Here is an 11,325-nt window from a genome sequence, read left to right as displayed (position 1 = left end):
GACCTGACACTCCGGGGCTCGTGCGGGTCGTGCCCGCTGCGAGCCCCGGAGTGTCAGGTCAGCTCCAGTCCTTGTCCAGGTCGATGACCTTGCCCTTGGGGGCGTCGGCCGGGACCGGCTTGTTGTAGTCGGTGAAGCTCATGTCGCCCGGCTCCTTGGCGGACTTGCTCACGACCCGCAGGAGGTACGGCTTGCCCTTGGTGGCGACGGACAGGGTGTACCGGTCCTTGCCGTCCTTCTCGTGGAGGAGGATCGCGGGGGTGCCGTCGACCGTGGTGGTCTTGCCGCGCTCGGCGTCGGAGTTGGTGTCCTCGAAGTCGGCGAGCACGGTGTCCAGGTCGCAGAAGCTGGCCATCTCCTTGGAGTCCTCGGCGGTCGCGGACGTCTTGGTCCACTTGCCGGCCAGCATGTCCACGATCATGTCGGTCTCCTCCTTGGAGGAACCGCCGCCCTGGGCGCGCAGGAACGCCTCGTCGTACTTCATGTAGATCGTGTCGCCGGTCTTGATCAGGTCGGCCTTGCCGTCCTTCATGCCGATCGTGCCGGCGCAGTCGCCCTTCTTGTTGAGGGCCATGTCGAGGTTGATCGTGCCGCCGGCGCTGTCGTCCTGGATCTCGCCCTTCATCCGGAGCGAGTCGGCGTCGGAGGTGGCCTTCACGGCCTTGTCGGCGATCTCGCCGCCGCTCAGGCCGGAGAACGGCTCGTTCGACTTGTCCTCGCCGGGCAGGCAGCCGGTGAGCGAGAAGGTGGCCGCGGCGGCGATGCAGAGAGCGGCGAGTGCGGTGCGACGCATGGGAGGTCCCCCCTGGGATGTGATGAGTGAGCGGTGCCGCCGCACGCGGGCACGGGTGTGTGTACGGCGGCGGGGCGTGAGCGGTGAGCGGTGATCTCGGATCGGCGGGCGGTGACACCCGCCCCGACGGGCGGACGTGTCTGTCAGTAGGCGCGGTTGGCGAGTTGCTCGCCCGCCGAGTCGTAAACCGTGACGTGACCCCGCTCGTCGTGCTTCCAGTCGGCGAAGGCGGCGGCGATCAGCCGGGCGGGGCGGGTACCGCCGCCCGGTGGGCCGCCGGTGAGGTCCGTGAGGACCTCGGCGGAGTCGGTCCCGCCCGCGGGTGGCGCGGGTCTGTGCACGTCGGTGACATGCGAGACGGCGACTCTCTCGGCAGAGGTGCCGTGAGTGTTCACAAAGCCCTTGAAGCGGTCGGCGGATCCGGTGCCGTAGGAGGCGCTGTCACCGCTCCCGGCATTCGCCGAGACCACACCGATGACGAGGAGACCCACCGCCGCATGCAGGGCGAGCTGTGCCTTCATGCCCATGGTCGTGCCTCCTCTCCTGGTGGATGACCGCACGACGAGGTGTGACCACCCGAAGCGGGCGGCCCGTCGTTCGATGGGTTAATCACAGCAGAGCTTGTGAACCGAGTCAACACGGTTCACGATAACGAGTGCGTACACGGCGTGAAGCGGTAGATCTTGCGTGCGTCGGTATGCTCAACGCCACACACCAGGTACGAGGGGAGCCGGGCGCGTGCAGGACAACGGGACAGAGGTCACCGCCGCGGAGATCGCGCGGCTCGCCGGCGTCGGCCGCGCCGCCGTCAGCAACTGGCGCCGCCGCCATGCCGACTTCCCCAGGCCGGTGGGCGGTACGGAGACCAGCCCGTCCTTCGCGCTGACCGACGTCGAGGAGTGGCTGCGCAAGCAGGGCAAGCTCGCCGAGGTGCCGCTCAAGGAGCGGGTCTGGCAGCAGGTCACCGGCCACCCGGAAGGCCCCGTGACGGCCCTGGTGCACGCCGGCTGCGCCCTGCTGTACCTCCACGACCGGCCCCTGGCCTGGCTGGAGTCGAGCGCCACCGACGACGACGAACAGCTGGCCGGCGCTCTGGCCGACCACCTCGCGCAGCTTCTCGGCCCGCGTTTCGGCCCGGATGGCGAGCCCGCCGTGCACGCGCCCACGGCCGCCGAGCTGCGGCCCTCGATCCCGCTGTTGCGGGGCGCCACGGAACTCGCGGCGGACCTGGGCGCACGGCAGACCTTCGAGTTCCTGCTGGCCCGCCATCTCGACGCCAACCCCCGCCAGTACACGCTCACTCCGGGTGGTCTGGCCGAGCTGATGGCCGAACTCGTCGGGCCCGCCCGCACCGTGCTCGACCCGGCCTGCGGCACCGGCGCCCTCCTGCGCGCCGTCGCGCCCCGCCCCGGCCAGGAGCTCCACGGCCAGGACAGCGCCCCGGAACTGGCCGCCCTCACCGCGCTGCGACTCGCCCTGCGCACCAAGAGCGCCATCCGCACCGCCGTCGGGGACAGCCTCCGCGCGGACGCCCATGAACACCTCAGGGCCGAGGCGGTGCTCTGCCACCCGCCGTTCAACGAGCGCAACTGGGGCCACGACGAACTCGCCTACGACCCGCGCTGGGAGTACGGCTTCCCGGCCCGCACCGAATCCGAACTCGCCTGGGTGCAGCACGCGCTGGCCCGGCTGGAGGACGGTGGCACCGCCGTCCTGCTGATGCCGCCGGCCGTCGCCAGCCGCCGCTCCGGGCGCCGTATCCGCGCCGATCTGCTGCGCCGCGGCGCCCTGCGCGCCGTGATCGCCCTGCCGGTCGGCGCGGCACCCCCGTACAACATCCCGCTGCACCTGTGGGTGCTGCGCCGGCCGGGCAGGACGCCGGCGCCGCCGGAGCTGCTGCTCGTGGACACCGGGCGGCTCGGCGCCGAGGGGCGGGGCGGGGTCGACTGGGCGGCCGTGACAGCCGCCGTGCTGGGGGCGTGGAAGCCGTTCGACCGCACCGGCGAGGCCGTGGCACGCCCCGGGCTGAGCCGTTCGATGCCGGTCATCGAACTGCTCGACGACGACGTGGACCTGGCCCCCGCCAGGCATCTGCCGCCACCGGCCGCGGGCGGCGGAGCCGCGGAACTCGGCGCCGTACGCGAACGCCTCGGCGAGACCCTGCGGTTGACCGCCGATCTCACGCCCCCGCTCGCCGACGAGACACAGCCCCCGCGCTGGCCGCTCACCACCGTCGGGGAACTCGCGCGCGGAGGGGCCCTGTTGCTGCGGGCCGGGGGGAACGGCCCCCACGCGCGGGTGCTCACCGACCACGACGTCCTGGCGGGCACGGCCCCGTCGGGGACCCTCACCGAGACCGGGGAGGAGCCGGTACTGGTGGAGTGCGGGGACATCGTCGTACCCGTCCTCGGCGGCGGCGGGATCGCCCGCGTCGTCGACGAGGACACCGCCGGAGCCGCCCTCGGCCGCAACCTCACGCTCCTGCGCCCCGACCCGGCGGCGCTCGACGCGTGGTTCGTCGCCGGGTTCCTGCGTGGCACCGCCAACAGCCGCCAGGCCAGCAGTTACGCCTCCACCGCCAGCCGACTCGACGTACGCCGCCTCCAACTGCCCCGGCTGCCGCTGGAACAGCAGCGCCGCTACGGCGAGCGGTTCCGGTCCCTCGCCGCCTTCGAGGACGCGCTGCGCGAAGCGGGCCGCCTGGGCACCCGGCTCGTACGCGGCATGTACGACGGACTGACGGACGGAACGGTCTCCCCGGACTGAAAACGACGAACTGCCCTTACGATCAGGTGGGTCCGCCGAACGAGCGTGTGGATCCGCCGGGACGACCGACACGGTTCCACCGGACGGAACCACTCCGCACCGGGCGGCGTGACCAGGACTGCAACGGTTGTCCACAACCCTGGACCGCTTGTCGTGGTCGACCTATACGCTCGGAACGACATCGCGGTCCACTTCCACCAGGCCTTCAGGAGCAGCCATGCACGGCCACGGCTACGCGCCGCAACAGCCCCCCGGCCCCTCGCAGGGGGCGCCGGTCACGCTGCGTGTGATCTTCGTGGTGGTCACCGTCATGAGCTGCGGCCTCCTCGGCTGGGCCAGCCTGCTGCGACTGGCCTCCGTCACCCGCAAACCGCGCGACTGGTTCCTGTTCGCTTTGGCGGTCGTGCACATCGTCGCGACGCTCTACATCATCGGCACCGACCCGGGCAAGGACGAGTTCACCACCTGGCGCGGTGACGTCGGCATGTCGATGCTGTTCGGCGGACTCGTGGCCACCGTCGCGTACTACCTGTACGCGGACATACGCCACTTCAGCCCGCCCCGCACGGCCCCGCCGTCGGCGTACGCCCAGACCACGCTCTACTCCCAGCAGTCGGGCTACAGCTACCCGCCGGTCCAGGTCCCGCAGCCGCAGCCGCAGCCCTACACCCCGGCCCCGCAGCCGCCCGTCCAGTCGCAGTCGACGCCGATCCCGGGTCCCCCCGCCCAGCCGCAGCCCGCGCCGGATCCGCAGCGCCCCGGCCCGGCCCGTATCGACCAGGTGCGCGCCGAGCTCGACGAGCTCAGTGACTATCTCCGCAGAAACGAAGGAGACCGGTGACCCAGGGGACCGGACGCCTGATCACCGGCCGCTACGAACTGTCCACCCTCATCGGGCAGGGCGGCATGGGCCAGGTGTGGACGGCGTACGACCAGCGCCTCGACCGGCGGGTGGCGGTCAAGCTGCTCCGCCCGGACAAGGTCGCCGGCCAGGAGGCCGACGAGCTGCGCCGCCGCTTCGTGCGCGAGTGCCGGGTCACGGCCCAGGTCGACCACCCCGGTCTGGTCACCGTGCACGACGCGGGCAGCGAAGGCGAGGAGCTGTTCCTCGTCATGCAGTACGTCGACGGCGCGGACCTCTCCGACCACCTCGCCGAGCACGACCCCTACCCGTGGCAGTGGACGGTCGCGGTCGCCGCCCAGCTGTGCGCGGTGCTGTCCGCCGTGCACGCGGTGCCGATCATCCACCGCGACCTCAAGCCGCGGAACGTGATGGTCAAGCAGGACGGCACGGTCACCGTCCTCGACCTCGGTGTCGCCTCCGTGATGGACACCGACACCACCCGCCTCACCCACACCGGCTCGCCCATCGGCAGCCCCGCCTACATGGCACCCGAGCAGGCCATGGGCGGCGCGGTCGGCCCGTACACCGACCTGTACGCCCTCGGTGTGCTGATGCACGAACTGCTCAGCGGGAACGTGCCGTTCACGGGCTCCACGGCTCTCGGCGTCCTCCACCGCCATCTGTACGAGCCGCCCGTCCCCGTCCGCCGGATTCGCCCCGAGGTCCCCGAGGCGCTGGAGACGCTGGTGCTGCGGCTGCTCTCCAAGGACCCGCAGCACCGCCCGTCCTCCGCGCAGGAGACCTACGAGCAGCTCCTGCCGCTGCTCCCGGCGCGCGGCATGCCCACGGGTTCGCCGCTCGACCCGACCCGTCCCTTCCTGCGCCCGCACGCCCCCTGGCCGGACCGCGCCCGGATCCCGGCGCCGCAGCCCTCCGCCGCCCCGGCGGAGGCCCCTCCGGTCGACAAGCCCGATGTCGCGGGCGCCGTCGACGAGGTCAAGCGCCTCCTAGGCGAGGGCCGTATCACCCAGGCCGTCGACATCCTCGGCGCGATCCTCCCGGCCGCCGCCGCCCAGCACGGCGAGCACTCACCCGTCGTGCGCACCCTGCGCAAGCAGTACGCGGCCACGCTCATGGACGACGGGCAGTACCGCCGGGCATTGCCCGAGCTGCGCCGCCTCGCCGACGAGCGCGCCGCCGAGGCGGGCCAGGCCGACCCGCAGTCCCTGCGCTTCCGCTACGACTCCGCCCAGTGCCTCGAACAGCTCGGCGAACCCGCGGCGGCCCTCTCCGAGTACCGCTCGCTGCTGCCGTACTTCGAGAACCAGTACGTGGGCGGCGACCCCGAACTGGCCCTCGACGTCCGCCGCCGCATAGGCCACCTGCTCCTCGCCCTCGGCGACCGGGGCGCCGCCCACGAGACCCTGGGCCGCCTCCTGCTGGACGTGGAGCGGCTGCGGGGCCCCGGCCACCCCCTGGCGGGCGAGGTCCGGCGGACCTTGCAGTGGCTGGGGCAGGTGCGCGGCTGACATTCACCGGCGGGCGTATGTTTTGCGCCGCCTTGGCCGAAGTTTGCCGCACCGCAGAGGCGGTCTTTCCCGAACACGGAGCCGGCACCGCTTAGCTGTGCACACACAGATCGATCAAGGGGTGGGGCCAACCATGTCCGACGAGACGAGCGACGGGACGACCGACGAGGCGACCAGCCGCAGACGGTCCGGGAGGCCGAGCCACCGGCAGTCCCGCAAGCGCCGATACATCGCCTGGACCGCGGCCGGGGCCGCCGTGCTCGCCGGGGCCGGCGTCGCCGCGCAGAACTCCCTCGCCACGACCACCGCCTGGCCGTCCGCGAAGGTCTACACGGGCCGCGCCTTCGACACCTGCACGGCACCGTCCCTGTCCGCGATGAAGGCATGGAACACCGGCTTCTACGGCGCGGCGGCCGTCTACATCGGCGGCAAGAACCGCGGCTGCGCCCAGCCCAACCTCACCGCGTCCTGGGTGAAGTCGGTCAACACCCTCGGCTGGAAGCTCGTCCCGCTCTACGTGGGCGCCCAGCCGCCCTGCCAGAGCGGCTCCAGCCCGGAGGTGATCACCGCGTCGACCGCCACCTCCCAGGGCGCCGCCGACGGAGCCGACGCCGTCGCCAAGGCCGCCGCCCTCGGTATGAAGCCCGGCAGCGCGCTCTACCTCGACATGGAGGCGTACGACATCACGAACACGGCGTGCAACGACGCCGTCCTCACCTATGTCAGGGCCTGGCACAAGGCGCTCGGCGCCAAGCAGTACCGCTCCGGCTTCTACGGCTTCAGCAGCTCCAGCGCCAAGGCGGTCGCCACCGCCACCTACCGCACGAACCTGCCGGGCAACCTCTGGTACGCCAAGTGGGACAAGGTCAACACGACGACCAGCGACTGGCCGTACGCCTCGACGCTGTACACCGGGCACCACCGCGCCCATCAGTACATGGTCAACAGCAAGGAGAGCCGCGGCGGCTACACGATCACCGTGGACCGTGACGCGTGGGACGCACCGGTGGCGATCGTCGGATAACCGGACGGTGCGCGGCTTCCGGCAGGGGGCGTGGGCCGACGGGGGCCGCCTCGCGGAGCGGCCCAGGGCGGCCTCGCGGTGCGGCGGTGCCGGAAGTCGGTGTGAATCGTTGGTCGAATGGCTGGCCGAGAGCAGGGCCACTGCCTACCATCGATCACCGCAAGACCTTGTGCACCGCCGCACAATCTCCTCGGGAGGCCCACTTGCACCGCCGTCGTCGCACCGCGCTCGTCCTCTCCGCCGCGATCGCCGCCGCGGCTCCCCTTCTGACCGCCTGCGGGAGCGACGCGCATCCCGGCGCCGCGGCCGTCGTGGGCAGCGAGCGGATCACGGTCGCGCAACTGGAGAACCGGGTGAACGACGTGCGCACCGCCCAGCGCGCCGCCAGCGGGGACGACGCCCAGTACCAGCGCCTCGTCGCCCAGACCGGCACCCTCACCCGCAACACGCTGAACGGCATGGTCCTGGAGAAGGTCCTCGACCGGGCGCTGGAGGACGCGGGTGTGACCGTCACCCGCAAGGAGGTCCAGAAGTACCGGTCCGACCTGGAGCACGAGGCGGGCGGCTCCGAGGCGCTGGAGGCGGCCTGGCTCCAGCAGTACAACGTCGCTCCCGAGCACCTGGAGGAGAGCCTCCGCAGCGACGTCGAGGTCCAGAAGCTCGCCACCGCGCTCGGCGCCGACATGAACAGCCCCGAGGGCGGCACCGTCTTCTGGAAGGCCATGGCCGACGCGTCCGAGAAACTCGGTGTCGACCTCAACCCGCGCTACGGCTCCTGGGGCGTCGCCCAGGACGGCCGGCTCGGCCTGGCGGACTCCAAGACGCCGTGGGTCCGCGAGGTCACGAAGGCGACCCAGCAACAGCCGACCTGACCCACCCGGCGAGGGCCACCGGCCGCCGGCGCACCGCGGCCCGCCGTCTCCCGCCCGCCGCCGCGCACGCCGCGCCCGAGGGGTGCCGTCCGCGGGTGCCTGAAGGCTCCCGGCATACCGGCGCCGACGAGGACCAGCCCCGAGGTCGACACCGGGCTCGGGCCGTCCGCCGCGCGTCGGCCCCCGCCTGTGGACAACTTCGGGGGTCGTCGGTGGCGTGGGTTACGTTCGTGGGGTGAACGCACACCGTCCCGACGACGCCCCCGACACCGCGGCCCCCGGCCCCGGCAGGGTCGTCCTGCTCACCACCAGCCACCGTGTCGCACCCGGTCTGCTCTCCTGGCCCGCCTGGCAGGCCCTGCGCGACGCCGACCGCGTCCTCTGCGCGGACGAGGCCCACCCGCAGCTGCCCTATCTGCGCGAGGCCGGCATCACGGTCGAGCAGGCCGCCCCGACCGCCGAGGACCTGGTCGACGCCTGTGCCGGCGACCGCACCGTGGTGGTCGTGGCGACCGCCGAGGGCGAACCCCGCCTCACCGACGGCCTGGCCCGCCTCGCCGGCTCCGGCCGCCTGAGGATGCCGTCACTGGAGCTCCTCCCCGCCTCCTACGACCTCCCCGGCGCCCGCCTCCTCGACCTGATCCAGGTCATGGACCGCATCCGCGAGGAATGCCCCTGGTCCTCCCGCCAGACCCACAAGGGCCTCGCCAAGTACGGCATCGAGGAGGCCTACGAGCTGGTGGAGGCGATCGAGGAGGGCGACCGGGACGAACTCCGCGAGGAACTGGGCGACGTCCTCCTCCAGGTCGTCTTCCACTCCCGGATCGCCGAGGAGGACCCCGAGGCGCCCTTCTCCATCGACGACGTCGCCGCCACCATCGTCACCAAGCTCATCCACCGCCACCCCCATGTCTTCGGTGACGCGACCGCCACCACCCCGGAGGAGGTCAAGGAGCACTGGCTGCGTACCAAGGCCGTCGAGAAGCGGCGCGAGTCGGTCACCGACGGCATACCCCTCGGCCAGCCCGGCCTGGCCCTCGCCTCGAAGCTCGCGTCCCGCGTCCGCACGGCGGGCCTGGACGTCCCGCTCCCCGCGGGCGACGGCATCGGGTACGAGTTGCTGGCGATGGCCGTGCGGGCCGAGGCCGAGGGCGTCGACCCGGAGGCGGCGCTGCGGGCGGCCGCCCGCTCGTATCGTGACGCCGTGCGGACGGCCGAAGGGCTGAACGCTTAGTACCGTTGTCCTCACGGGTGGTCGCGACGTGTGGGGGCTTGAGTGGGTCGGGAGTCGGACGACGAGACCGGGGGCGAGCGGTCGGTGGAGGCCACCGGCAGCAGGTCCATCGCCGCCGGGGGCAACATCGGGAACGCCCTCACCGGAAACGTCAGCAACGGCATCGTCATCCAGGCCGGCCGCATCGGCCACGTCTCGTCCGGACCCTCGGTCGGCGAACGCCCCGCCGGAACGCCCGAGGGCCGGGCCACCGGCGTCGGGCACGACCGCCGCGGCAGCGTCCTCGACCCGGCCGCGTGGCAGCCGGCCGGCGAGGTGCAACCCGTGGAGTTCGGGGTGGGCCCGACCCGCCGCATACCGGGCCAGCCCGAGGTGCCGCCGTACGTGCCGCGCGACTGCGACGAGGCCCTGCGCGCCGAACTGGCCCACGGCGGGCTGGTGCTGGTCCTCGGCGAACGGTACGTGGGCAAGTCGTACACGGCGTGGCACGGAGTGCGATCGCTGGAGGGGTACCGGCTGTACACCCCGGACCCGGGGGAGGACCTGCGGAAGGTGCTCGCCGCGCTGAAGGGCGAGCCCGGCAAGTACGTCATCTGGCTGGACGAGTTGACCGACCACCTCGGCGAGGACGGGCTGGACCGGAGGCTGTTGGGGCGGCTCGCCGGTCTCGGCGTGGTCCTGCTCGGCACCATGCGCTCCGACGAGTACTACGGGCGCCGGACGATGAGCGACCGCGTCGGCCTCGCCCTCGCCAAGGCCCGCGCGGTCGAAGTGCCGCAGGAGTGGAGCGAGGCCGAGCTGGACCGCCTCAAGGACGTCGACGACCCACGCGCGTACCCGGCGTACATGTGGAGCGGCAAGGAAGGCGCCGCGTCGTACTTCGCGATCGGCCACATGATGTACGACGAGTGGCGGCGGCCGGGCACGAAGCAGGAGCACCCGCGAGGACAGCTCCTGGTCCGGGCCGCCGTCGACCTGGCGCGGTGCGGAGTGAAGGGCGCCGTACCGACAGAGCTGCTCAGACAGGCGCAGGAGCAGTACGGCACGGAGGAGCGCGAGTCGTTCGAGGACGCCCTCACCTGGGCCACCACCCGCATGTTCGGGGTCTCGGGCCTGCTCGTGGCCGGTGAGGAACACCGCACCTGGCGGGCGTACGGGGCGCTGGTCGCGGAGGCGGAGGCCCTGCGCGCGGAGGATCTGCGCGCGGAGGACCTGGAGCCGGTGCCGGACGGGGTGTGGTGGCTGCTGCTGGACGCGGCGGAAGAGGGCGCGCGGATCGACCGCGAGGCCGTGCTGGACGCGGCTCGCGCGGCGCTGCGCCCACGGATCGAGGCGGGCGAACCGGACCTGATGATCGCCCTCGCCGAACGTGTGGGCGGGGACGAACGCGCGGACCTGATCCGCCGAGCCGCGGAGGCCGGGCACCGAGAAGCCGCCGAGGAGTGGGCGGCGCATCTGGTGGGCGCCGGTGACGAGGCGGCAGCGATCCGGTACCTGGAGATCGCCGCGCGGGGTGGAAGCGTCGAGGCGGCGCGTGAGGCGGGGCGGTTGCACCGCGAGCGCGCGGAGGCGCTGCTGCGGACGGCGGCCGAGGCGGGGGACGGGGCGGCGGCGCACGAGCTGGGCGATCTGCTGTACGGCTCGGCACCCGGGCAGGAGATGCGGTGGTACGTCAAGGCCGTCGGTGCCGGTCACGAGCGAGCGGCCACGAGCCTGGGCCGGACGCTGGCCCACCGGGGAAGCAGCGACGCGGAGCGCTGGCTCCGCCGCGGGGCCGAGCTCGGAGACCCACGTGCCGTGCACACCCTCGCCGCCTTCCTGTACCGCGCCGGCGCTCACGACACGGAGGCGGAACGGCTGTTCCGCAGAGCCATGGAGGCGGGCCACCCCGACGCCGCCCGGAATCTCGGTGCCCTTCTGCTCCGTATGGGCGCCGCCGACGAGGCGGTGGAGCTTCTCAAGAAGGACGCCGAACGCGGCAACGGTGAGGCCGCGTTCTGGCTCTCGCTGCACTTCGGCGAGCGGCGGGACCCGGAGGAATCCGCGAAGTGGCTGCTCAGGGCCGCCGAGCTGGAGGACTACCACGCGATGCGAGCCATGGGCCTGCTGCCCGTACCCCCCGGCGACCAGCCCGATACCGTCGAGGAGTGACCAACCAGCCCCACCCGCCACACTCCCAGCCGCAGCCGCACTCTCAGCCGCAGCCGCAGCCGCATCCGCAGCCGCAGCCGTCCCCCGAGGGTGCCCTCGACCAGGACCCCAC

9 protein-coding genes are annotated in these 11,325 nt (G+C 72.7%); 7 read left to right on the top strand and 2 right to left on the bottom strand.

The annotated features are described in order from the left end of the window. Nucleotides 1–58: 58 nt before the first annotated feature. A complete protein-coding gene (locus AOK15_RS17815; protein ID WP_055517932.1) occupies nucleotides 59–793 on the bottom strand; it encodes a hypothetical protein in 735 nt (244 codons plus the stop codon). Between the two features lie 143 nt (nucleotides 794–936). Further along, complete coding sequence (locus AOK15_RS17810; RefSeq protein ID WP_055517931.1) at nucleotides 937–1,320, bottom strand: hypothetical protein; 384 nt, start codon at nucleotides 1,318–1,320, stop codon at nucleotides 937–939. A 211-nt stretch (nucleotides 1,321–1,531) separates the two neighbouring features. Between AOK15_RS17810 and AOK15_RS17805 the strand changes: the two genes are divergently transcribed. From AOK15_RS17805 to AOK15_RS17775, 7 genes are all read left to right on the top strand, one after another. Beyond that, nucleotides 1,532–3,559: an N-6 DNA methylase gene (locus tag AOK15_RS17805; RefSeq protein WP_055517930.1), complete on the top strand. Its 2,028-nt coding sequence runs from the start codon at nucleotides 1,532–1,534 to the stop codon at nucleotides 3,557–3,559. Between the two features lie 217 nt (nucleotides 3,560–3,776). Then, nucleotides 3,777–4,400 carry a hypothetical protein gene (locus AOK15_RS17800; RefSeq protein ID WP_063799002.1) on the top strand — a complete coding sequence of 208 codons (624 nt, stop codon included), beginning with the start codon at nucleotides 3,777–3,779 and terminating at the stop codon, nucleotides 4,398–4,400. A gap of 38 nt (nucleotides 4,401–4,438) precedes the next feature. Next, nucleotides 4,439–5,932, top strand: coding sequence for a serine/threonine-protein kinase (locus AOK15_RS17795; RefSeq protein ID WP_276205783.1), 1,494 nt, complete (start codon nucleotides 4,439–4,441; stop codon nucleotides 5,930–5,932). A gap of 133 nt (nucleotides 5,933–6,065) precedes the next feature. Continuing rightward, a complete protein-coding gene (locus tag AOK15_RS17790; RefSeq protein WP_240508480.1) occupies nucleotides 6,066–6,956 on the top strand; it encodes a glycoside hydrolase domain-containing protein in 891 nt (296 codons plus the stop codon). A 203-nt stretch (nucleotides 6,957–7,159) separates the two neighbouring features. Beyond that, a complete protein-coding gene (locus tag AOK15_RS17785) occupies nucleotides 7,160–7,828 on the top strand; it encodes a SurA N-terminal domain-containing protein (protein ID WP_055517927.1) in 669 nt (222 codons plus the stop codon). Nucleotides 7,829–8,063: 235 nt separating this feature from the next. After that, nucleotides 8,064–9,062 carry a nucleoside triphosphate pyrophosphohydrolase gene (locus tag AOK15_RS17780; RefSeq protein ID WP_055517926.1) on the top strand — a complete coding sequence of 333 codons (999 nt, stop codon included), beginning with the start codon at nucleotides 8,064–8,066 and terminating at the stop codon, nucleotides 9,060–9,062. Between the two features lie 42 nt (nucleotides 9,063–9,104). After that, nucleotides 9,105–11,213: a tetratricopeptide repeat protein gene (locus AOK15_RS17775; RefSeq protein WP_055517925.1), complete on the top strand. Its 2,109-nt coding sequence runs from the start codon at nucleotides 9,105–9,107 to the stop codon at nucleotides 11,211–11,213. Nucleotides 11,214–11,325 lie beyond the last annotated feature (112 nt).

It is taken from the genome of Streptomyces ossamyceticus (genome assembly GCF_001418475.1).
GTDB classification, from domain to species: domain Bacteria; phylum Actinomycetota; class Actinomycetes; order Streptomycetales; family Streptomycetaceae; genus Streptomyces; species Streptomyces ossamyceticus.
The sequence above is the reverse complement of the archived record's forward strand: the minus strand, read 5'-3'. Positions and strand labels throughout refer to the sequence as shown.

Excerpts from the sequence above, each read along its gene's own strand:
- AOK15_RS17815 (WP_055517932.1), bottom strand. The coding sequence starts at position 793 with ATGCGTCGCACCGCACTCGCCGCTCTCTGCATCGCCGCCGCGGCCACC.
- AOK15_RS17810 (WP_055517931.1), bottom strand. The coding sequence starts at position 1,320 with ATGGGCATGAAGGCACAGCTCGCCCTGCATGCGGCGGTGGGTCTCCTC.
- AOK15_RS17800 (WP_063799002.1), top strand. The coding sequence starts at position 3,777 with ATGCACGGCCACGGCTACGCGCCGCAACAGCCCCCCGGCCCCTCGCAG.
- AOK15_RS17790 (WP_240508480.1), top strand. The coding sequence starts at position 6,066 with ATGTCCGACGAGACGAGCGACGGGACGACCGACGAGGCGACCAGCCGC.